25 protein-coding genes and 1 pseudogene are annotated in these 21,807 nt (G+C 60.5%); 15 read left to right on the forward strand and 11 right to left on the reverse strand.

Going from position 1 to position 21,807, the window contains the following annotated elements:
• Positions 1-49: 49 nt before the first annotated feature.
• The 3 genes and pseudogenes from acs to IWW33_RS23525 all read left to right on the forward strand — a co-directional run bounded on the left by acs (position 50) and on the right by IWW33_RS23525 (position 3,086).
• Entirely contained in the window at positions 50-2,005 is a 1,956-nt protein-coding gene (gene acs, locus IWW33_RS23515) for an acetate--CoA ligase (protein ID WP_115274728.1), read from the forward strand.
• Between the two features lie 185 nt (positions 2,006-2,190).
• Positions 2,191-2,814 (forward strand): annotated as a pseudogene (locus tag IWW33_RS23520) (hypothetical protein); the annotation flags it as partial.
• Positions 2,811-3,086: a PAAR domain-containing protein gene (locus IWW33_RS23525; RefSeq protein ID WP_231386187.1), complete on the forward strand. Its 276-nt coding sequence runs from the start codon at positions 2,811-2,813 to the stop codon at positions 3,084-3,086. The pseudogene IWW33_RS23520 and the gene IWW33_RS23525, both read left to right, overlap by 4 nt.
• On the opposite strand, the gene IWW33_RS23530 is transcribed toward IWW33_RS23525, so the two are convergent.
• Positions 3,028-3,939 carry a LysR family transcriptional regulator gene (locus tag IWW33_RS23530; RefSeq protein ID WP_115274730.1) on the reverse strand — a complete coding sequence of 304 codons (912 nt, stop codon included), beginning with the start codon at positions 3,937-3,939 and terminating at the stop codon, positions 3,028-3,030. The genes IWW33_RS23525 and IWW33_RS23530 overlap by 59 nt on opposite strands.
• Positions 3,940-4,123: 184 nt before the next feature.
• On the opposite strand from IWW33_RS23530, the gene IWW33_RS23535 reads away from it, so the two are divergent.
• From IWW33_RS23535 to IWW33_RS23565, 8 genes are all read left to right on the forward strand, one after another.
• Positions 4,124-5,179, forward strand: a complete 1,056-nt coding sequence (locus IWW33_RS23535; RefSeq protein WP_174141164.1) for a tartrate dehydrogenase — start codon at positions 4,124-4,126, stop codon at positions 5,177-5,179.
• 98 nt (positions 5,180-5,277) lie between these two features.
• Positions 5,278-6,624 carry a dicarboxylate/amino acid:cation symporter gene (locus IWW33_RS23540; protein WP_115274732.1) on the forward strand — a complete coding sequence of 449 codons (1,347 nt, stop codon included), beginning with the start codon at positions 5,278-5,280 and terminating at the stop codon, positions 6,622-6,624.
• A 26-nt stretch (positions 6,625-6,650) separates the two neighbouring features.
• Complete coding sequence (ttdA, locus tag IWW33_RS23545; RefSeq protein ID WP_115274733.1) at positions 6,651-7,550, forward strand: L(+)-tartrate dehydratase subunit alpha; 900 nt, start codon at positions 6,651-6,653, stop codon at positions 7,548-7,550.
• Positions 7,547-8,155 carry a L(+)-tartrate dehydratase subunit beta gene (gene ttdB / locus IWW33_RS23550; protein ID WP_115274734.1) on the forward strand — a complete coding sequence of 203 codons (609 nt, stop codon included), beginning with the start codon at positions 7,547-7,549 and terminating at the stop codon, positions 8,153-8,155. Before ttdA ends, ttdB begins: the two co-directional genes overlap by 4 nt.
• A 262-nt stretch (positions 8,156-8,417) precedes the next feature.
• Positions 8,418-8,720, forward strand: coding sequence for a hypothetical protein (locus IWW33_RS26750; protein WP_046786133.1), 303 nt, complete (start codon positions 8,418-8,420; stop codon positions 8,718-8,720).
• 499 nt (positions 8,721-9,219) lie between these two features.
• The gene (locus tag IWW33_RS23555) at positions 9,220-9,516 is read left to right on the forward strand and encodes a hypothetical protein (RefSeq protein WP_115274735.1); all 297 of its coding nucleotides are present in this window, start codon (positions 9,220-9,222) and stop codon (positions 9,514-9,516) included.
• A gap of 237 nt (positions 9,517-9,753) precedes the next feature.
• Positions 9,754-10,086 (forward strand): hypothetical protein, encoded by a 333-nt coding sequence (locus IWW33_RS23560; RefSeq protein WP_080952109.1) that lies wholly within the window; start codon positions 9,754-9,756, stop codon positions 10,084-10,086.
• A gap of 78 nt (positions 10,087-10,164) precedes the next feature.
• Positions 10,165-10,524: a hypothetical protein gene (locus IWW33_RS23565; RefSeq protein ID WP_115275541.1), complete on the forward strand. Its 360-nt coding sequence runs from the start codon at positions 10,165-10,167 to the stop codon at positions 10,522-10,524.
• A 33-nt stretch (positions 10,525-10,557) separates the two neighbouring features.
• Here the strand turns inward: IWW33_RS23565 and IWW33_RS23570 are convergent, their stop codons facing one another.
• Entirely contained in the window at positions 10,558-10,755 is a 198-nt protein-coding gene (locus tag IWW33_RS23570) for a hypothetical protein (protein WP_046786136.1), read from the reverse strand.
• Positions 10,756-10,953: 198 nt separating this feature from the next.
• Between IWW33_RS23570 and IWW33_RS23575 the strand changes: the two genes are divergently transcribed.
• Both IWW33_RS23575 and IWW33_RS23580 read left to right on the forward strand, forming a co-directional pair.
• Positions 10,954-11,742 (forward strand): LPS biosynthesis protein, encoded by a 789-nt coding sequence (locus IWW33_RS23575; RefSeq protein ID WP_046786137.1) that lies wholly within the window; start codon positions 10,954-10,956, stop codon positions 11,740-11,742.
• 85 nt (positions 11,743-11,827) lie between these two features.
• Entirely contained in the window at positions 11,828-12,328 is a 501-nt protein-coding gene (locus IWW33_RS23580) for a methylated-DNA--[protein]-cysteine S-methyltransferase (RefSeq protein WP_046786138.1), read from the forward strand.
• 40 nt (positions 12,329-12,368) lie between these two features.
• On the opposite strand, the gene IWW33_RS23585 is transcribed toward IWW33_RS23580, so the two are convergent.
• The gene (locus IWW33_RS23585; protein ID WP_161871030.1) at positions 12,369-12,611 is read right to left on the reverse strand and encodes a hypothetical protein; all 243 of its coding nucleotides are present in this window, start codon (positions 12,609-12,611) and stop codon (positions 12,369-12,371) included.
• Positions 12,608-13,351, reverse strand: coding sequence for a carbon-nitrogen hydrolase family protein (locus tag IWW33_RS23590; protein WP_046786140.1), 744 nt, complete (start codon positions 13,349-13,351; stop codon positions 12,608-12,610). Before IWW33_RS23590 ends, IWW33_RS23585 begins: the two co-directional genes overlap by 4 nt.
• A 241-nt stretch (positions 13,352-13,592) precedes the next feature.
• On the opposite strand from IWW33_RS23590, the gene IWW33_RS23595 reads away from it, so the two are divergent.
• A complete protein-coding gene (locus IWW33_RS23595) occupies positions 13,593-14,285 on the forward strand; it encodes a metallophosphoesterase (protein WP_115274737.1) in 693 nt (230 codons plus the stop codon).
• Here IWW33_RS23595 and IWW33_RS23600 read toward each other — a convergent pair.
• The gene (locus IWW33_RS23600; RefSeq protein WP_046786142.1) at positions 14,266-14,880 is read right to left on the reverse strand and encodes a LysE family translocator; all 615 of its coding nucleotides are present in this window, start codon (positions 14,878-14,880) and stop codon (positions 14,266-14,268) included. The genes IWW33_RS23595 and IWW33_RS23600 overlap by 20 nt on opposite strands.
• A 78-nt stretch (positions 14,881-14,958) precedes the next feature.
• Positions 14,959-15,789 (reverse strand): AraC family transcriptional regulator, encoded by an 831-nt coding sequence (locus IWW33_RS23605; protein WP_115274739.1) that lies wholly within the window; start codon positions 15,787-15,789, stop codon positions 14,959-14,961.
• Positions 15,790-15,919: 130 nt separating this feature from the next.
• On the opposite strand from IWW33_RS23605, the gene IWW33_RS23610 reads away from it, so the two are divergent.
• The gene (locus tag IWW33_RS23610) at positions 15,920-16,543 is read left to right on the forward strand and encodes a LysE family translocator (RefSeq protein ID WP_046786144.1); all 624 of its coding nucleotides are present in this window, start codon (positions 15,920-15,922) and stop codon (positions 16,541-16,543) included.
• 9 nt (positions 16,544-16,552) lie between these two features.
• On the opposite strand, the gene IWW33_RS23615 is transcribed toward IWW33_RS23610, so the two are convergent.
• The 5 genes from IWW33_RS23615 to IWW33_RS23635 all read right to left on the reverse strand — a co-directional run bounded on the left by IWW33_RS23615 (position 16,553) and on the right by IWW33_RS23635 (position 21,614).
• Entirely contained in the window at positions 16,553-16,828 is a 276-nt protein-coding gene (locus tag IWW33_RS23615; protein WP_046786145.1) for a peptidylprolyl isomerase, read from the reverse strand.
• A gap of 36 nt (positions 16,829-16,864) precedes the next feature.
• On the reverse strand, positions 16,865-18,826 hold the full coding sequence (locus tag IWW33_RS23620) for an acetoacetate--CoA ligase (protein WP_174141165.1): 1,962 nt from the start codon (positions 18,824-18,826) through the stop codon (positions 16,865-16,867).
• Positions 18,827-18,905: 79 nt separating this feature from the next.
• Positions 18,906-19,385, reverse strand: coding sequence for a serine protease inhibitor ecotin (gene eco, locus IWW33_RS23625; RefSeq protein ID WP_115274741.1), 480 nt, complete (start codon positions 19,383-19,385; stop codon positions 18,906-18,908).
• A gap of 55 nt (positions 19,386-19,440) precedes the next feature.
• Positions 19,441-20,211: a 3-hydroxybutyrate dehydrogenase gene (gene hbdH / locus IWW33_RS23630; protein WP_046786148.1), complete on the reverse strand. Its 771-nt coding sequence runs from the start codon at positions 20,209-20,211 to the stop codon at positions 19,441-19,443.
• Positions 20,212-20,222: 11 nt separating this feature from the next.
• Positions 20,223-21,614, reverse strand: coding sequence for a GntP family permease (locus IWW33_RS23635; RefSeq protein ID WP_012314567.1), 1,392 nt, complete (start codon positions 21,612-21,614; stop codon positions 20,223-20,225).
• Positions 21,615-21,807: the final 193 nt, after the last annotated feature.

Consider the following 21,807-nt stretch of genomic DNA (forward strand, 5'->3'; position numbering starts at 1 on the left):
CAGCTTCAGCTGATCCAACAAAAACAATTTTGACACCGAGGTAACACAGATGAGTGCGGCTCCACTGTATCCCGTTCGTCCCGAGGTTGCGGCCACCACCCTGACCGACGAGGCCACCTACAAGGCCATGTACCAGCAGTCGGTGATCAACCCGGACGGCTTCTGGCGTGAGCAGGCCCAGCGCATCCGCTGGATCAAGCCGTTCACCAAGGTCAAGCAGACCTCCTTCGACGACCATCACGTCGATATCAAATGGTTCGCCGACGGCACTCTGAACGTTTCCTCCAACTGCCTGGACCGCCACCTCGAAGAGCGCGGCGACCAGTTGGCCATCATCTGGGAAGGCGACGACCCTTCCGAGCACCGCAACATCACCTACCGCGAACTGCACGAGCAAGTCTGCAAGTTCGCCAACGCCCTGCGTGGCCAGGATGTGCACCGCGGTGACGTGGTCACCATCTATATGCCGATGATCCCCGAGGCCGTGGTCGCCATGCTCGCCTGTGCCCGTATCGGTGCGATCCATTCGGTAGTGTTCGGCGGTTTTTCACCCGAGGCGCTGGCCGGCCGTATCATCGACTGCAAGTCCAAGATCGTGATCACCGCCGACGAAGGCGTGCGCGGTGGCCGGCGTACCCCGCTCAAGGCCAACGTCGACCTGGCGCTGACCAACCCGGAAACCAGCAGCGTGCAGAAGATCATCGTGTGCAAGCGCACTGGTGGCGACATTGCCTGGCACCAGCACCGCGACATCTGGTACGAAGACCTGATGAAAGTGGCCTCCAGCCACTGTGCGCCGAAGGAAATGGGCGCCGAAGAGCCACTGTTCATCCTCTACACCTCCGGCTCCACCGGCAAGCCCAAGGGTGTGCTGCACACCACCGGCGGCTACCTGGTGTATGCCGCGCTGACCCATGAGCGGGTGTTCGACTACCGCCCGGGCGAAACCTACTGGTGCACCGCCGACGTCGGCTGGGTCACCGGCCACAGCTACATCGTCTACGGCCCGCTGGCCAACGGTGCGACCACCTTACTGTTCGAAGGCGTGCCGAACTACCCGGATATCACCCGGGTGTCGAAGATCGTCGACAAGCACAAGGTCAACATCCTCTACACCGCGCCGACCGCGATCCGCGCCATGATGGCCGAGGGCCAGGCCGCCGTGGCCGGTGCCGACGGTTCGAGCCTGCGCCTGCTGGGCTCGGTGGGCGAGCCGATCAACCCCGAGGCCTGGAACTGGTACTACCAGACTGTCGGCAAGCAGCGTTGCCCGATCGTCGACACCTGGTGGCAGACCGAGACCGGTGGTGTCCTGATCAGCCCGCTGCCCGGCGCCACGGCGCTCAAGCCGGGCTCGGCGACCCGTCCGTTCTTCGGTGTGGTGCCGGCACTGGTGGATAACCTGGGTAACCTGATCGAAGGTGCCGCCGAGGGCAACCTGGTAATCCTCGACTCGTGGCCGGGCCAGTCGCGTTCGCTGTATGGCGACCACGACCGTTTCGTCGACACCTACTTCAAGACCTTCCGTGGCATGTATTTCACCGGTGACGGTGCTCGCCGCGACGAGGACGGTTACTACTGGATCACCGGCCGGGTGGACGACGTACTCAACGTTTCCGGCCACCGCATGGGTACCGCCGAGATCGAGAGTGCCATGGTCGCGCACCCGAAAGTCGCCGAGGCGGCGGTAGTGGGCGTGCCGCACGACATCAAGGGGCAGGGCATCTACGTGTATGTCACCCTCAACGTTGGCGAGGTGCCGGACGAGGCGCTGCGCCTGGAGCTGAAGAACTGGGTGCGCAAGGAGATCGGCCCGATTGCCTCGCCGGACGTGATCCAGTGGGCGCCAGGGCTGCCCAAGACCCGCTCGGGAAAGATCATGCGGCGAATCCTGCGCAAGATCGCGGCTGCGGAGTATGAGGGGTTAGGAGACATCTCGACGCTTGCCGATCCAGGGGTTGTACTTCGTCTGATTGAAACACACCGAAGTATGGCCACTGCATGAGATAGTTATGCCCGCCCTCGCACCTGCCAGGACACGTTGGAGGCAATATTAATCTGACAAGCGGACGATGAAACCACCTTATCAATAGTCCAATGTGCCAGCAATACACCGAGGTGCTGGCCCAAAACTCCTGGTTAACTTTGTTTTTCGAGCGGTTCGCTGCACCGGGTTGTCTCAGATGATCATCGCAACTACCCACCTTGTGGAAAACCCTCAATAACCGCGGCCCAGGCCATTTCGAACCGTCGCCCTGGCTGCCCGTGCGCTGGACCGAACACCAGTTGAAGGAGTTCGACGCAGCGCCAGTGCTGGGCTACCTGCACCGTCCGATCAAGGTTTCCATGCAGGACGAGCACGGAAAGCGCCTCAAACCCGCATTGCAGGCCAAGGCCTTGCAGGCAGGTTGGCTCAAGGCCCTCGACACGCTGCCCGATGGGCAAAAACCGGTGCGCGTGTTCTATGACACCACTAACAACGCTGAAGCAGAAATCGCCCTGACCAACGCCTTGCACAGCCTCAATAGCGATGGCCAAGGCCTGGATGTGAGCAATGTCGACGAGGGCTATGACATCGGTCGACGCCTGGGCAATACCGGCGTCAGCAGCGCGCTGGTGGAAATCAACCTGGCCACCATCGCCAGCTACCACGACGGCGGTGCCAGTGCCGTGGTGTACGCCGGCAGCGACGGCAGCCTCACCGTGCAGATGATCAGCCCGCCAGATGAGGCACGCAAAGTGAAGAACCAGCGCAACCGTGGTGCTGACCCCTTCAAGTATGGCCTCCCAAGTGTCGGGCGACCCAAGGCATGAACCGTCCCATCTGCCTGGGCGACCCCACCAGCAGCGGGGGCAGCGTGCTGTCATGCCAACTGGCTGGCACCCACACCGTCAACGGTAAAACGCCAGCGGTGCTGGGCGACAAGGCCAGTTGCCCGCTTCACAAAGGGGTTTTTGCGTTTATCGAGGGGCATCCAAGCCGACGCATGAACGGTAAGCCGGTGGTGCTGCAAGGCCATCTGCCATTCACTCGGCATCTTCCACATGATCAATATGAGCGAAGCGCTCCACGAGAAAGTCGATAAGGCTGCGCAACCGCGCTGACAGGTGTAGCTGCTGAGGATAAACCGCATAGACATCTGCCCGGGTTGGTGTTTCGTCTTCCAGCACCAGGCGCAACCGGCCGCTGCGTACATAGCGGGCTATATCCCATTCGGCGCGCATCAGTATCCCGTAACCTTCCAACGCCCAGTTCAGGGCCACCTCCCCGTCATTGCAGCCCAGGGCACCGCGGACCTTGATGTTCTGCGTACGGCTGCCAGTGGTGAAACTCCATACGCCATAAGGCGTTTCGTTCTGCCGGATGAAGATGCAGTTGTGCTGTTGCAAATCAGACAGGCGCATCGGCGTGCCGTGCTTTTCCAGATAAAGCGGCGAGGCGCACACCAGTCGGCGATTGGAGGCGATCTTGCGGGCGTGGAATGCGGCATCCGGCAGTGTACCGAAGCGGATCCCGAGATCAAAACCGTGGGTTGCCAGATCCAAGGGATGGTCGGTGATTTCCAGCTGAATTTCCACCTCTGGATAACGGCTGAAGAACGCTGCCAAGGCCGGCCCGATATGCCGTCGACCAAAGCCGAGGGAGGCGTTCACGCGGATAAGGCCTTTGGGCGTCGCGCGGCTACTGACGACCATCTGCTCTACCTCATTGATTTGCGTGAGGATGCGCGCAGCGTGAGAAAAGTAAAGCTCGCCCTCCGAGGTCAGGCTCATCGAGCGGGTGGTGCGGTTGACCAGGCGAACACCAAACCGTGCCTCCAGCGCTGCCAGGCGTTTGCTCACTGCCGGGGGGGTTACGCCGAGTTCGCGTGCCGTGGCCGCGAGGCTGCCCTGGGTGGCGAGCAGGTGGAAAAACGAAAGGTCAAATGTCTGATTCATGGCTGGCTCGAAGCGACGATGGGCTCGTACAGAATGTGCCCCATGATTGATAACCTCAAGTAACTTTTGAAGTTATTTTGAGTAGCTTATTTCCTTGGAATTTCTGCTTACACTCTGCCCACATCCTGTCGCCTTGGTGTGATCGGCAGGGAAAACAAGAATATCCAAATGAAGGTGTCTACTCATGCATGCGTACAACATTGCAGCTGTCCCAGGCGATGGAATTGGTATTGAGGTTATTGCCGCAGGCGTTGAAGTACTGAAAGCGCTGTCAAGAAAATGTGGGTTCGAAATCTCCTTCAAAGACTTCGATTGGAGCTCGGAGAGCTACCTGAAGAATGGCCATTACATCCCTGAGGGTGGGCTGGAGGAGTTGAAAAGCTTCGACGCTATTTTCTTCGGTGCCGTGGGTGCCCTGAATGTACCGGACCATATTTCCCTATGGGGCCTGCGTCTGCCGATTTGCCAGGGTTTCGACCAGTTCGCCAACGTGCGTCCGGCTCGTGTACTGCCGGGCGTGAAAAGCCCGTTGCATAACGGCGACCAGATCGACTGGGTCGTCGTGCGTGAGAACTCAGAGGGTGAGTACTCCGGTAATGGTGGCCGCGTGCACCGCGGCCTGCCAGAAGAAGTGGCTACCGAGGTATCGGTATTTACCCGTGCCGGTGTCGAGCGCATTCACCGTTTTGCTTTCCAGCTGGCACAGAGTCGCCCACGCAAGCAACTGACCATGGTGACCAAGTCCAACGCTCAGCGTCATGGCATGGTGCTGTGGGACGAGATCTTCTACGAAGTCGCCAAGGACTTCCCGGATGTGAAGATCGACAAGGAACTGGTTGACGCAGTGACCACGCGCATGGTCCTAAAACCGTCCACACTGGACGTGATTGTCGCCACCAACCTGCACGCCGACATATTGTCCGACCTGGCCGCCGCGTTGTCTGGCAGCTTGGGCATCGCACCGACCGCCAACCTCAACCCGTCGCGTCAATTCCCTTCGATGTTCGAACCTATCCATGGTTCTGCCTTCGACATCACCGGCAAAGGCGTAGCCAACCCGATTGCGACCTTCTGGACTGCGGCATTGATGCTCGAGCACCTGGGTGAGGGGGCTGCCGCCAGGCAGTTGATGTCGGCCATCGAAGCAGTCACCGAAAGTGGCCTGCACACCCCTGATCTGGGCGGCACAGCGACTACTCGCCAGATCACCGATGCGGTCATCGCGCTGATTGATCGCTGATTGAACAGAACCGTAATTTAGACAATGCGCCGAGAGACGGGTCGTTGATCTGTCTTCTCGGTATTACCTGACAAGAATAAAAATTCAGGGGTCCTGTCATGAAAAGCATTCTGGGTAAGTTATATGTCCAAGTACTGATCGGGGTGGCCGCCGGTGTATTGCTAGGTGTTTTTTGGCCGGATATCGGCACTGACCTGAAACCGCTTGGCGATGCGTTCATCAAGCTGATCAAGATGGTATTCGCACCCATCATTTTCGCCACGGTGGTGTTGGGCATCGCCAAGATGGAGAACATGAAGGAGCTCGGCCGTGTGGGCGCTCGAGCGCTCATCTACTTTGAAGTGCTTTCTACATTCGCCCTGATCCTGGGCCTGCTGGTTGTCAACTTCGTCAAGCCAGGCGCCGGAATGAACATTGATGCGGCGCACCTCGACGCCTCCAGCATCGCTACCTACACCTCGGCTGCGCAGGGTGGCGACGGTATCACTGAGTTCTTGATGAAAATCATCCCGGCCAGTATCACCGATGCGTTTGCGCAGAACCAGATTTTACCGATTCTGCTGTTCTCTACCTTGTTCGGTATCGCGTTGGCGCATCTGGGGCCGCGTGGCAAACCCATGGTCGATGTGCTGGAGTCCTTCTCCCACGGCATGTTCTACATTGTCGGCATGATCATGCGACTTGCACCGTTGGCGGCGTTTGGCGCCATGGCTTTCACCATTGGCAAGTACGGTCTGGGTTCGATCGTATCGCTTGGCAAGTTGGTGGCGACTATGTACGTCACCTGTTTCCTGTTTGTCGTGGTCGTGCTCGGTTTCATCGCTCGCTTGTCCGGCTTCAGCCTGTGGAAGTTTCTCAAGTACCTAAAGGAAGAACTGTTCACTGTCCTGGGTACCAGTTCTTCAGAGTCGGTCGTGCCGCAACTGATGAACAAACTTGAAAAGGCAGGGGTGTCCAAGCCGGTAGTCGGCCTGGTGATTCCGTCCGGGCTGACGTTCAACCCCGATGGTCAGTGCATCTACTACACCATGGCAGCCATCTTCATCGCCCAAGCTACCAACACGCCTCTGACCCTAATGGACCAGTTGATCGTGCTGGGCGTGTTGTTGCTGACTTCCAAGGGTTCTGCGGGTGTCACCGGGTCCGGTTTCATCACACTGGCAGCCACCCTGGCGACGATGGACAAGATTCCGGTAGCCGGCATGGTGCTGCTGCTCGGGGTGGATCGTTTCATGTCCGAAGCCCGCGCTATCACCAATACGATCGGAAATGCAGTTGGCACCATGGCGATCGCCAAATGGGTCGGAGCACTCGATAAAAAGCAAATGGACCTGGCCCTGAATACTCAGCCAGCCGCGGCGCCAGACTCGACTGAGCAACAATCAGGTGCATCGAATCGAGCAGTGCAAACACCAATAGCTGGCCTTTTGAGCCCGCACGAATAGCCCAGTGATGCTGTGAGGAGAAAATGATGGATAAAGAGTCAGCTGTACTATCGCTTACCGAGACGATGGCGAAGTTTACCGCCTATATCGGCAAACGCCTGCCAACCGACGTGAAGAAAAAAACCGCGCAATTGCGGGCCGCGGAAACTAACCCGCTCGCCATTGCTGTCTATGACTCAATGGCTGAGAACCAGGACTACGCCGACAAACTCGACCGCCCGAGCTGCCAGGACACCGGCGTGATCCAGTACTTCATCTCGGCAGGCGCGAGCTTCCCCTTGCTCAGCGAGCTTGAGGGCATCCTCGAGAACGCCACCAAGGAAGCCACTATCAAGGGCCCGCTGCGTCACAACGCGGTAGAGACCTTTATCGAAAAGAATACGGGTACCAATACCGGTTCGAAAATTCCATGGCTGGATTGGGAGATCATCCCCAACGCCGATTATGCAATCGTGGACGTGTACATGGCCGGTGGCGGTTGCACGCTGCCTGGTTCGGCCAAAGTGTTGATGCCGGGTCAAGGATATGAAGGCGTCACCGAATTTGTCTTTGATGTGATCACCTCGCGGGGCATCAACGCGTGCCCGCCGTTGCTGGTTGGCGTCGGCGTATCAACATCAGTGGAAACCGCTGCGCGTCTGTCCAAGCGGGCAATCCTGCGCCCGGTGGACTCCAGCCACCCCAATGAAAGTGCGGCCTTGATGGAGCAGTTGCTTGAAGAGGGCCTCAACGAGATTGGTATCGGTCCGCAAGGGTTGACCGGCAATAGCAGCGTCATGGGCGTGAACATCGAATCGTCCGCTCGCCACCCATCAACCATTGGCGTGGCCGTGTCCACTGGTTGCTGGGCACACCGGCGCGGCAAGATCCGTATCAACGCCGACCTGTCTTACGACATTCTGTCCCACGAAGGAGTTGTTCTGTGAAAAAGATCCTCAGCACCCCAATCAAGGACGAAGATCTCGCAGACCTTAACGTTGGTGATGTGATTTACCTGACAGGGCAGTTGGTCACCTGTCGCGACGTGGCACACCGTCGCCTGATCGAGCTCAAGCGTGAACTGCCGGTCGACTTGCGCGGTGGGGCCATATTTCATGCTGGCCCGATCGTGCGCGAGAAAGACGATGGCACCTTCGAGATGGTTTCCATCGGCCCGACCACCAGCATGCGGATGGAAAAGTTCGAGAAGGAATTCATTGAGCAGACTGGCGTAAAGCTGATCGTCGGCAAGGGCGGCATGGGCCCCGAAACCACCACTGGGTGCCTGGAAAACAAGGCTGTGCATGCGGTGTTCCCCGGCGGTTGTGCAGTACTCGCCGCAACCCAGGTGGAAGAGATCGAGCGGGCTGAGTGGCAAGATTTGGGAATGCCCGAAACGCTTTGGGTCAATCGCGTGCGGGAGTTTGGCCCGTTGATTATCTCCATCGATACCAAGGGTAATAACCTGTTCGAGCAAAACAAGCTGCGCTTCAACGAGCGCAAAGGCTCGGTGATCGAAAAAATCAACTCACAGGTTCGCTTTATCAAATGATGGAGAAGGTTGGCCACGGCGCTTAGCTGTGGTCGTTCCTGTCCGTCGCAGCGAACCACCAGAATTTTTCCCTGCAAAGCCCTCGGCGATCATCAAGCTGCCGCGCCCAGCCTGAAGTTGTACAAATCCTTGATTTTGTAACGGTTATTTAACCGGTGGTCCGATTCAGTCCACAGTTCCGCGTGTACCGGTTGTGCGGTCGCACCGCTTCGCTATGGTGGTATTTGGCCATTCCAAATAGACATCAGTCGGAGGAGGCGGCATGCGAATTCGCGGAGAAACTTATTGGCTGTGGGCGGACCCGACCCTGCATCACCGGGAGCACGATGAGGCTCTTTATAACGGCACGGTTATCGATGTTCAGGTGAGGCTGTCGCGCACAGGCGCTACGCAGATGTTCATCGGCGTCTATGCGGCCGCTGGTACCGCGCTTCACGAGGAGGCTTTCGACTCGAGGCCCGGCGAGTCGATGACCAGAGCGCTGGCGTGGGGCGTGGGGCGTGCACGCCGAATTGCCACCGAGGGTCTGGTTGCTATGGGTAGGCCCGCAACCTGCTTGAAATAGTAAGGATTGCGCAGGAGTACAGATGTACTCTGACGTGCTGGTCCGGCTTCACCGGGGCAGGTAACTTGACGAGGACAACGGAACGCACGCGTGAACGCACCAGTCGTATTTGCAGCAAAGGTGCAATCAGGGCGCCCCGTTGGAGAATCAGATGAACCTTCAGTCCACCAGTCATGATCTTTATGTGCATTCGTACCTTGGTTACCAGGCATCCATTTACGTTCTGTGGGAGTCGTGCACTGACTCACCGACCGGAATGCTGGTGGAGGTCGGCCGGCCCGGCAGCGTCTCGAGAACGCTGCGAGTGAGTCGGGCATTTTCGTCCTCGACGGAGGCCATACTCGAAGGCAAAGTGATGGCTGAGCAGTATGTGCAGAGCCAGGCGGGCAGAGCATGATGCTCACCGCTCGATGCGAAAGCATTTCTGGCCGGCAATGGTCCGGTTCCAGGGCCTTCGTCTATCACTGTATATAAGGATTAACCGGATCAGGAGGTTTGAATGAAGAGGCGAGTGCTGGGCGTTGTTCTGATTTCTGTTGCCGGGATGGCCAACGCAGGCATCCCACTGGTGAATGCCACATGCCCGGGCGGAATCGAAGTGCACGCGGATGAAGGCGGCCCTGTCTACATAAATGCCAAGGAGGCAAAACTGAAGAAATTCAGTGACGCGTACTACGAAGCCAAGGGCGATGGGGTTACCGTCTCTATCATGGTCAACCCGGATGAGTCTGTGGGGGTCTCGTACACCGGCAAGGGGCGTGCAAATGGCGTTTGTGAAGTGGCCGAGCAAGATTGAGCGGTGCTAATGGCAAAGCGGCATGGCGTGTTCCCGTCAGCTTGCAAATAGGGTAGGGCGCTGCCACATCCCCTATAGCGAAGAAGAATATTGCTCGGTTATGACTGAGGGTTAATATGGGACTGGCCAAAAAAACGAAAAAGGGCGTTGCTCGTTAGCTATTTTCAAAGGGTTGTTGAAGGGGGCGCCGGAGTGTGTCGCGTGAAGAACTCTAGATCGCTCGCAAGCGCAATACTGATGTCAGCGTTGGCTGCAACTTTTATGACGGGGTGTGCACAGAACCCCGATGTCCGGGATGGGCATGATCATACCTCCGGTATCACCGAGAAGAGCCCGCCGGATTATCTAGGGTGCGTCAAGGAAGAGATGCATGGGAGTGCAACCACCTATGAGGTGGGTAGTGGTGATTCGGTGCGTCTGTTCGTCGACAGTACTGACCCCAACACAGCCAATGGCCTTGTAGAGTTGCGCAGCTACGGCACGCGTCAGCAGTTCATGGCCTATCAGCGCGATGCCTGGTATGACCACGGGCGGCTGCTCGATGCAGCCCTCATGTGTTCGAAGGCCTAGCTAGCCGGCTGCAAACCTGAGTACAAAAGCCCGCGCCCCAGATGCGCGGGCTTTTTGTCATGCAAAACCATGGTTAAAATGCATCCTGTCCACTTGAGTCAAATGCAAATGCCTAACTTTCGCATCTCTTTTTGCTACGCACTGGTCGTCACCCTGGCCGGTTGTGCAAACCCAGGAAAGCCAACAGCCAGCAAGCTGACCCGCAAATCGCCAGAAGTCTATGCCGCCTGTGTATTGCCCAAGTGGCAAGCGTTGGCGCCACTCACGACGCAAAAATCCATTTCACATGGCTACCGCCTGACCGCACCCAGCGCAGTGACCTCTGATGAAGTCCTGGAAGTGTTGGAGTCCGGTGAGGGCAGCCGGGCGACTTTCTACAAAGGCAGTTTCCTCTCGGGCAACAAGCTGCGGCTGGCGGCCCGGGAATGCCTGGATTGAGGTGATGCCTGCCCCCTGGCAGTCCCATGGCTTCTACGCTTTCAGGTTCATCTGACGGCATTGCACCTGCGCATCTTCTTTGCAGGAGTAACTGGGCTTGAGACGCTCCTTTGCTTGATTGTCGTAGATGTCGTAGCCGCCGCAGACGGTAGCTGCGTAGTAGCGACCAGCGACGCGGAAGGATTCCCTTTCGATAGGCACTGCGGGAACGATAACGAATCTTGGTTGCATTGTTCGTGCCTCCCCAGGCAGAGAGTTAAGTATTAGTACCGCCAGGGGTAACCGGCAAGGCGACTCATGCATAAAAGAGAGTCGTCGCGTGAAACGAACGGCAAGACGTTGGTCAGATTGTGTAAGGGCTTTGTAAAAGGGATCGTTCGGTGTCCGAGGGGTATTGTGTTTTAGGTACTCCAAACCGATGATGGCGCGATGAATATATCTCCGTCACAGCTCGATGCCGAGCGCGGCGCGTTCTCAGGTTTCGAGGCGTGCCGAAACACCCAGAAAGGGCCGGTGGTGATTCTTGCGTCGGGCGCTTCTGCCAAACAGTTCCCCTTGCTTGAATTTTCACACCTCCCTGTGATTGCCATGAATGGTTCGGTTTCCCTCACCGCTGCGTGTGCCGTGAAGCCGTTCTTTTACATCTGCACCGACAAAAGCTTTCGCACACAGCAGCCAGAGCTGTTTGCCTTGGCGTTGCGCGATAGCCAGCGCTTGGCACTGTGGCCAGAGCAGTTCGTCGGCGCTGACATCCCGCCCGACACCGAGTGTTATCCGCTGCATAAAGCCGACAACCCCGGCATGCTCGACGGGTTGCGGGGGCACGGCGCAACCCATGTCTGCAGCAGGGCGTTGTGGAGCAAGCGGGCGCGGTCGATCGCCTTCAGCAAAGACCTCTCAAGCGGCTACTTCGATGCCCGGACAGTGGTTTATGTCGCCCTGCAACTGGCGTATCACCTGGGGTTCGAGCAGGTGTTGCTGGTGGGTGTTGACCTGGACCAGTCATTAGGGCGCTTTTACGAGAACGGTGAGGGGCAGCATTCCCCCTGTGGGCTCGACCAGCACTGGGAGAGCCGCATACTGCCGTCGCTGACGCTGATGGCCGAGCAGGTTGTCAGCGAGCGATTCCGGGTTTACAACCTGTCCGAGGTTTCTCGCATACCTGCGGCGTTGATCCCCAAAATCGACCTGGCCCAAGCCCGCCGCATCGCGAGCTGATTGATTGCCTGAGCAAGAAAGCGGATGCGCGAGGTGTGGGCCGGCGCTACAGTGCCCGGACCTAGCCCTGCAGTGAGAAACAAGCATGTCCAGCGCCTTCACCCTGATGCAGTCCCCGGTCGGCACCTTGACCCTGGTGGCCCGCGGCGAGCGCCTGGCCGCCGTGCTGTGGGAAGAGGAGCGGGAAAACCGCGTTCGCCTGGGTGAGGTGCATCGGGATGATGAGCAGCCAATACTGCGCGAAGCCGCTCGCCAGTTGGAAGAGTACTTTGCCGGCAAGCGCCAACGGTTCGAGTTGGCACTGGATTTTGCCGGCACCGCGTTTCAGCGCCAGGTGTGGGCGGCGTTGCTCACCATTCCGTTCGGCCAGACCCGAAGCTACAGCGATATCGCCCGGCAGATCGGTAACCCGAGCGCCGTACGCGCGGTCGGTGCGGCCAACGGCCGTAATCCGATCTCGATCATTGCCCCGTGCCACCGCGTGATTGGCGCATCCGGGAGCCTGACCGGCTTTGCCGGGGGGATGCCGGCCAAGCAGTACCTCTTGGCGCTTGAGGGGCAACAAAGCCTGACTTTGGACCTTTAGCCATGCATTGTCCGCAAAGGTCGCGACTGAATCTGAAAACTCAACTGATCCAATACACGACCAGGCACGCCACCACCGCCAGCGTCGAGCCCGCCATCAGCGTGTACTGCCGATGCGCCCGGCGGGCCTGTGGCCTTACTTCGCGCAGGTACTGACCGGGCGGTGGCGCATCCGGGCGATGGCGCAACCCCTCGGCCAGCTCATTCAGCTGGCTGTTGATCAATAGCCCCACCAGATGATAGGTGCTGGCAAAGCTGGCCACTATCAAAAGCAGATACTTCATGCAGAAGGCATGCTCAGCGGTACGCCGATGGCGCTGGAGTTCGCGGTATCCAGCAAGATGATGCCTTCCTGGCGGCCGTCCAGCGCCGCCAGCAGGTTGCCCTGGCTGTCCCAGGCCGCCGAGCCGCCGGCACCCACGAAGTTGTCGGCCGGGCCCACACAGTTGGCCATCAATACCGGGATACCCAAAGTGCGAGCGACTTGCGGGTAGTGCTCATTGCCTTCACGGATGCCCTTCGCCGTCTTCGCCACGCTCACCAGGTACAACTCTGCGCCCCTGTCGCGGGCTTGTGCTGCATGCGCGATGAACATCGACTCGTAACAGATGGCGGGTGCTACCTGCAGTTGCCCTGCGGCGAAAACCAAGGGCTGGTCACCGGCCGAGAAAAACGCCAGTTCGTCCTCGTGCAGCCGTTGTTTGGCGTAGGCCAGCCGCGGCTGGCCGGGGCGCAGGATCGGCATTGCGATCTGAATGCCATCTGCGGTGGGCAGTGGCAGGCCCACGGCTACGCAGATTGCCAGGCGGTCGCAGATTCGCTGCAGCGGATCGAGCCGGGCAGAGGTGAGCGGCAAGGCCACCTGCCTTGCCAGGGTAGGCTCGTAACCGGTCAGCGACAGCTCGGGGAACACCACCAGTTCGGCGCCCAGGTCTGCGGCCTGCTCTATGCAGTGCAGGTGGCGGTCGAGATTGACTTGTAGTTCGCCTTTGACTGATGCCAGCTGTACGGCACAGAGTTTCATGGGTAATTCCCTTCCCTGGTACAGATCGAAAGGCCGAGCATACTATCGGCAGGATCACCTGTTCCAGTGAAGGGTATTTCAGGAGGCCGCGGGCGTGGCGAAACGTTGTCGAAACCAGTTCGAACTGCGCAGGTGCTGTGCCTTGTGCCATGCTGTTGGTTGATAGGGCCATGAGCACGTCATGCACGAGAGCGGTACCCATCATCCGCTCCCCAACGTGCGGCAACAGAGGAACAATGCAATGAGCCGGTTTCGGCGGGTAGCCGCCAACAGCCACGGGCGTGACCTGGCTGTTGGCGATATTCACGGGCATTTTCGGCGCCTGGAGCAGTGCCTGGAGGCGGTAGGGTTCGACCCTGCGGTGGATCGGCTATTCAGTGTTGGTGATCTGGTCGACCGCGGGCCGCACAGTATCGAGGCCCTGACGTGGCTGACCAAGCCTTGGTTCCATGCCGTGCAGGGCAACCATGAGTCGCTGGCCATCACCTGCCTGTACGGTGGGCGGCTGGATCTGGACATGTATCGGGCAGCGGGCGGCGGCTGGTTTCTCGATCTGCCAAAGGATGAGCAGGCGGTTTTCGTCGAACAGTTCCTGCAGTTGCCGATAGCCATGGAAGTACAGACAGAGGCCGGGTTGATTGGCGTGCTGCATGCCGACAGCCCTTTTGCAGACTGGGCCGAGCTGCGCGCCAGTCTGCTGGAGGATGATGACCCGGGGGTGCGTGAAGTCTGCCAATGGTCGCGCCGGCGGCTCAAAGAAGGGGATACCGGCGCCGTCGAAGGCGTGCGTGCCCTGCTGGTGGGCCATACGCCGGTGCTCCAGGCCAAACGGTTGGGTAACGTCTGGCACCTGGACACCGGTGGTTGGGCAAGTGGCCATTTCAGCCTGATGGACTTGGCCAGCCTGGTGCTGCTCAACCCTGCACCAGGCTGAAAAGCAATGCACCTGCCAGTGCAATCAGCATCATCCCCGAGGCCCGCTCCAGCCAGGGCAGGGCATGAGAAAAGCGCCGTAGCAGGCGCTTGTTGCCGATGGCCGCTGCCACCAGCAAATCCCACAGCAGAACGATGGTGAACATCCAGGCGCCATAGGCCCACTTCCAGGCAGCACCGCTGTTGGCGACCATGCTGGCGAGGCTGGCGTAGAACAGTGCGTTCTTGGGGTTGAGACCGCCAGATACCAGGCCCATGCCCAGCCCTCGCCACCAGCCGCTCACTGCCCCTAGGGTATCCACCGCAGCCAGGCCGGACTGCCCGGCATGGCGCAGGAACAGCGCGCCTATATAAAGCAGGTAAACCGCGCCGGCCAACTGCAAGGCGATGAACACCGGGCTGCCTTCTTGCAGTACCGCCAGGCCCGCGAAGGCCAGGCTGATGAACAGGCCATTGGCCAGAGCGATGCCCAGGCAGGTGCCACTGGCGACGCGCCAACCGGCGCTGATCGAGGTACGAGCGACCAGAAAGAAGTCCGGGCCTGGGGAAAGCAGGGCCAGGAAGTGGGCGAGCGCGACGATCAGAAACTGCTCCATGGTGCGGGCTATCTCGAGTGATAAAGCCGCAGTGTGGAGGCGGGGCAGGACCAGGTATTGAAGATTATTGCGGGTTGCTTAGGGCCTCTGATCCAGACGCAGCCGATATTGCCCCGGCGTCACGCCCACATGCGCCTTGAATACCCGCTGAAAATGGCTCTGATCGGCAAACCCCAGTCGATAGGCCACCTCGGCCAGCGCCAGCCCGTCGCGCAGCAGCCGCCGGCCCCGGTTGATGCGGGCATTGATCAGGTAGGCATGCGGCGTCAGCCCGGTGGCCGCGCGGAACGCACGGATCAACTGATAACGGCCAAGCCCTGCTTGCCGGGCAAGCACTTCAAGACTCAAGCGGGCCGGGTCTTGAGCTTCGATGCACTCGATCAGGCCACGCAGGGCCGGCATGCCCAATGCTGGCGCTGGCGCAGCCGCCAGGTGAGGATGCTGGGCAAAATCATGATCACCCATGAAGGCGATCAGTGCGGCTTCCTTTTCGCCGCTGCTCGCACCCGAGAACAGCAATTCATTCAACCCGCAGAACGCGCGGTACAACGCAGGCAGCCGGCTGATACGCGCCGGCGCCCCCGGCCCGGCCGCGTCGAGCCCCGACTCCAGGCGCAGCTGCGCAAGCCACTGGGCCTCGACATGCAGCATCTGGTAGCTCCATGCCTGGCCGGGCTCGGGGTTGCAGGCATGCACCCGCTGCGCCGGCACCAACACCAGCGTGCCTGGGGTCAGCCGCTGCTGCCCATCACCTGCGCCAGTGAAGACGCTGCACCCCGCATCCACCGCGCCGATGGAGAATGTCGGGTGGCTATGAGCCTTGTAACAGGCGCGGCTGTGGCAGGCCCGGCGGCTTTCCACCCAGGGCAGGGCCGGATCGCGCCAGAGTGAGGAGCGGGTAGGGTGCATGCTGGAGCCCTCGTTGAGGCTGGCAGCTTAACAGCGCCGAACGCGCTGCCGTACAGTTTTTCCCTGTGGCTGTACCTTGACCGGTACCGCTCAAGCATCGACATTGGCGGCAGATTTCCAGGAGAACGAAATGGACCTGTCGAGCCTGCTGTTATTCATCCCCGCCTGCTTCGCCCTGAACATGGCACCGGGGCCGAACAACCTGTTGTCGTTGCACAATGCCAGCCGCTATGGCCTGCGTACCGCATGCGTGGCAGGTGGCGGGCGCATTCTCGCCTTCAGCGGCATGATTGCCCTGGCGGCGATGGGCCTGGCGGTGGTGCTGCACACCAGTGAGTACCTGTTCCTGGTGATCAAGGTGGTGGGTGCGGCCTACCTGTTCTACATCGCCTGGCAGCTGTGGCGCGCTCCGGTGGGCGAGGCCCTGGTGGCGAGCGAGCAACCGCGTGGCGTTTGGCGCCTGGCGCGGCAGGAGTTCTGGGTGGCCGCAGGCAACCCGAAAGCAATCCTGATTTTTACCGCCTTCCTGCCGCAGTTCGTCTCGGTGGGCAGCCCCACCCCGGTCAGTGAGCAGTTCCTCTGGCTGGGGGTACTGTTCCTGCTCCTGGAGTGGGCGGCGATTGCCATCTATGCCGGCCTTGGCGCCTACCTGCAGCGCTGGTTCAGCCAGCCGGGGCCGCGCCGGCTGTTCAACCGGGTCAGCGCCTGCCTGCTCGGTTGCGCTGGCCTCGGTTTGCTGGCCGCACGCCGTTAATGGCGCCGTTCAGTCGCGGTAGAAGGTCTGCACCAGGTGGTAGCCGAACTTGCTCTTTATCGGCCCGTGCACCACACGCAGGGGTTTCTTGAAAATCACCTGGTCGATCGCCCCCACCAGCTGCCCCGGGCGCACTTCGCCCAGATCGCCGCCACGCTTGCCTGAAGGGCAGGTAGAAAACTTCTTGGCCAGCACGTCGAAGGCCTCGCCATTGGCGATGCGCTGTTTGAGCTTTTCGGCCTCCTCAGCGGTCTTGACCAGGATGTGGCGGGCTTGAGCTTTCATGGGACACCTGTGCTTCTGGGTGAAAAAAGGGCGCCATTATGCCTGAACGTGCAGCTCCGTGCGGTCACGAAAAAACTCAAGTGCTTCCGGGTTGGCCAGCGCGTCGGTATTTTTCACGGGTAACCCGTGCACCACATTACGCACCGCCAGCTCCACCAGCTTGCCGCTGATGGTACGTGGAATATCGCTGACCTGCAGGATCACCGCCGGTACATGGCGCGGCGTGGTGTACTGGCGGATCACCTGGCGAATGCGCTGTTGCAACGGCTCATCTAGCGCCAGGCCATCACGCAGACGCACGAACAGCACGACACGCACATCGCCTTTCCATTGCTGGCCGATGGCGACACTTTCCAGCACCTGCTCGACCTTTTCTACCTGCCGATAGATTTCCGCCGTGCCGATACGCACGCCACCGGGGTTGAGCACGGCATCGGAACGCCCATGGATCACCATGCCGCCTGTGGTGAGCTGCTCGGCGTAGTCGCCCTGCGCCCAGACACCGGGAAACTGGCTGAAGTAGGCCTCGCGGTAGCGGCTGCCATCGTTGTCGTTCCAGAACCCCCGGGGCATCGACGGGAAGTGGCGGGTGCACACCAACTCGCCTTTTTCACCGGTCACCGGCTGGCCGTGCTCATTCCACACTTCTACCGCCATGCCCAGGCCCTTGCAGGCTATCTCGCCACGGCGTACCGGCAGCGTCGGGTTGCCCAGCACGAAGCAGGACACGATATCGGTACCACCGGACATGGACGCCAGGCACAGGTCGGCCTTTATCTTGCGGTAAACGTAGTCGTAACTGTGCGGCGACAGCGGTGAGCCGGTGGAGAGGATCAGGCGCAGGCTGGCCAGTCGATGACTGCGTGCCGGCTCCAGGCCTTCCTGTTCAAGTGCGGCCAGGTACTTGGCGCTGGTACCGAAGGCCTGGATGCCTTCGGCGTCGATCAGGTCGAGCAGGCGCTCAGGCCCCGGGTGGAAGGGGGAGCCGTCATACAGCACCAGAGTGGCCCCGACTGCCAGGCCACTGGCCAGCCAGTTCCACATCATCCAGCCGCAGGTTGTGTAGTAGAACAACACGTCATCGGCCTTGAGGTCATTGTGCAGGCCGTGTTCCTTGAGGTGTTGCAGCAGGACACCGCCGGCGCTGTGGACGATGCACTTGGGCACGCCCGTGGTGCCGCTGGAATAGAGGATGTACAGCGGGTGATCGAACGGTAAGGGGGTGAAGCCTGGCTCACCTCCTGCCTGGTAGAAGTCGCCCCACAGGCTGACCTTGGCAGGGGTAGTGAATTCGTCGGCCTGGGTGTCCGGCCGCGTGTAGGGCACCACGATCAGTTGCTGCAGCCCGGGCAACTGCGCGCAGACCTGGTTGATCTTGTCGACCTGGTCGATCTGCTTGCCGGCGTACTGGTAACCGGCACAGACGATCAGCAGCTTGGGCTCGATCTGGCCGAAACGGTCGATGATGCCGTGCAGGCCAAACTCCGGCGATGACGTCGACCAGACGGCGCCGAGGCTGGTGCAGGCGAGCATGGCCACGAGGGTTTCCCAGGTGTTGGGCATCACTGCGCCAATGCGGTCACCTGGCTCGATACCGGCATTTTTGAAGGCCTTCTGCAGCCCGGCTACCTCAGCGGCCAGTTGCGCGTGGCTCAGTGAGCGGCGCTCGCCGTCTTCGCGCACGGCCGTCACCGCAGTGTGATCGTCACGCCGGCGTAGCAGGTGTTCGGCGAAGTTGAGGGTGGCCTTGGCGAACCACCGAGCATCGGGCATCTGTGCACCTTCGCTCAGTACCTGGCTGGGTGGGCTATGCCACAACACCTGGAAATAGTCGGCAATGGATTCCCAAAAAGCGGCGCGCTGCTCGATGCTCCAGTTGTGCAGTGCTGCGTAATCATTGAGCTGCAGGTTGTAGCGCAGGTTGATCCAGCGGCGAAAGGCATCCATTCGGCTGGCCTCGATTTGCGCCGCAGCAGGACACCAAAGCACATCATTCATGCCATACCTCCCATTGCCAAGACGCGCTTGATCGCCAGCTTGCCAGCTTGCCGGCGATCAAGCACCGCTACGCTTCAATTTACTCCACCTTGGCCTGTTGCACGTCCTGCGATGCCGACCACACGCGGTAACGCACTTGCACGCCATCAGGCACATACACCACGACAGGCAACTTGCTGTTGTAGCGCAGCAGGAAGCCTTCACCGACCACCGGCACGAACGCCTCGGTCTTTTTGCCATCCGGGCAGGCCATCAGGGTACTGGCCGGCCCGCCGACCTTGTCCAGGCGGTAATAGCTGTAACCCCAGCCTTGGAGGGTGTGTTCCTCCAGGCTGCCGGCCAGGCGCTGGCGGTTACAGTCCACCTGCAGCGTTTTGCCAGCCAGAATTTCCAGCTTGTAGGCTTGCTCGTCGGGTTGTGCGGGCAGGTGGATGACCTGCCGGGTAAAGCCTTTTTCAGCCTCGGGGTAAGGCGCGATGTCCTTCAGGCTGGCGGCCATCGCTGGGGCAGTGGCCGCCAGGGTCAGGGCCAGGATCGCGGACAGGGGGGTTGGGCGCATAGGGCCTCCTTGCAGTTGAACGATGGCAAGACCCGCACCAGGCCCAGGCCGCCCATCACTGGGCCAGCCAGCCACCATCGACATTCCAGGCGGCGCCGCGGACCTGGCTTGCGGCCTCGCTGCACAGGAATAGTACCAGCTCGCCCAGGTGTTCAGGAGTGACGAAGGCCAATGAAGGTTGCTTCTCGGCCAGCAAGTCCGCTTGCGCCTGCTGCGGGTCGACACCCTTGGCGGCGCGTTCGTCGATCTGCTTTTGCACCAGCGGGGTCAGCACCCAGCCCGGGCAGATGGCGTTGCAGGTGACATTGCCAGTCGCTGTTTCCAGCCCCACCACCTTGGTCAGGCCGACCACGCCGTGCTTGGCCGCCACATAGGCGGCTTTGCCGGTGGAGCCGACCAACCCGTGCACCGAGGCGATATTGACGATACGCCCCCAGTTGCGCTCACGCATGCCGGGCAGGGCCAGCCGCGTGCCATGGAACACCGCCGACAGGTTCAGGGCGATGATCTTGTCCCAGCTTTCCAGCGGAAACTGCTCGACCGGCGCCACATGCTGGATGCCCGCATTATTGACCAGGATGTCGACGCCGCCGAAGGTCTGCTCGGCAAACGCGAACAATGCTTCTATCTGGGCCACCTCGCCAAGGTCGGCCGGATGGTGCGCAGCCTTCACCCCATGCTGCGCAACCTCGGCCAGAGCCGGTGCCGGGTCGCCGAAACCGTTGAGCAGGATGTTGGCGCCAGCGCGGGCCAGCACCTGGGCGATGCCCAGGCCGATGCCGCTGGTGGAACCGGTGACGAGTGCAGTCTTGCCTTTGAGGGTCATGCAAAAGCTCCTTAGACGATGCCGGTGGCGTAGAACGTGGCGATGACCACGAAGACCGCCAGGGTCTTGATCAGGGTAATACCGAAAATGTCCTTGTAGGCCTCGCGGTGGGTCAAGCCGGTGACAGCCAGCAAGGTGATCACCGCACCGTTGTGCGGCAGGGTGTCCATGCCGCCACTGGCCATCGCGGCCACCCGGTGCAGCACCTCGAGCGGGATGTTGGCGGCATTGGCTGCGGCGATGAAGCTGTCGCCCATGGCCGCCAGGGCAATGCTCATGCCACCAGAGGCGGAGCCGGTGATGCCGGCCAGCAAGGTCACGGTGATCGCTTCATTGACCAGCGGGTTGGGGATGCCGCGCAGGGCGTCGGCCAGTACCAGAAAGCCGGGCAGCGAAGCGATCACAGCACCAAAACCGTACTCGGAGGCCGTGTTCATGGCGGCCAGCAAGGCGCCCCCGACGGCACTTTTGGTGCCTTCGGCCAGGCGCTCACGAATGGCGCCGAAGGCGCACACCAGAACCATCAGGATGCCCACCAGCAGCGCGGCCTGCACTGCCCAGATCGCCGTGAGCTTGGCCACGTCGCTGTTCACCGGCGCACTCATGCCCGGCAGTTGCAGGGTATGGCTGGCCCCATACCACTGCGGGATCCAGTGGGTGAACAGCAGGTTCATCACACCCACCAGCACCAGCGGCGAAAGCGCCAGCCATGGGTTGGGCAAGGTCAGGTCGGCGGCGGTTTCCGGTTCGTTGCGCAGGTTGCTGCCATAGCCCTCGCCGGCGCGCTGGGCCTTGTTACGCTGGCGTTGCAGGTAAAGCATGCCGCTGCAGAACACGAACACCGTGCCAATCAGCCCCAGCCAGGGCGCGGCCCAGGCGGTGGTGTTGAAGAAGGTGCTGGGGATGATGTTCTGGATCTGCGGGGTGCCGGGCAGGGCGTCCATGGTGAACGAGAAGGCGCCCAAGGCGATGGTTGCCGGGATCAGGCGCTTGGGAATATCACTTTGGCGGAACATTTCGGCGGCGAACGGGTACACCGCGAACACCACCACAAACAGCGATACCCCACCATAAGTGAGCAAAGCGCAAACGAGCACGATCACCAGCATGGCCTGGCGGGTGCCGAGCAGGCGGATGGCTGCGGCGACGATCGAGCGCGAGAAACCGGACAGTTCGATGAGCTTGCCGAACACCGCGCCAAGCAGGAACACCGGGAAGTACAGCTTGATGAAGCCGACCATCTTTTCCATGAACACCCCGGTAAAGGCGGGCGCCACGGCGGCGGGGTCGGTCAGCAGCACCGCGCCGAGGGCGGCGATGGGAGCGAAGAGGATCACGCTGTAACCGCGGTAGGCGGCCAGCATCAGCAGGGCCAAAGCGGCGAGGGCGATGAGCACGGTCATCGGGTAGATCTCCTGGGTAGGTCTTTTTGTTATCGGTGACCGGGAGATAGCGGGAATCGTGCCAACAGTTAACTTATTGATTCTTAATGAATTTTCTTGAATTAAAGATTGCTGTGTCTCTTATTTGAGATTAGCTGCGGTAGCTATTGCTCCCAACTACGTTTCAGGGCAAAGCGCTCGCAGCAGTCTCTAT

It is taken from the genome of Pseudomonas sp. M2 (genome assembly GCF_015751845.1).
GTDB lineage: Bacteria > Pseudomonadota > Gammaproteobacteria > Pseudomonadales > Pseudomonadaceae > Aquipseudomonas > Aquipseudomonas putida_E.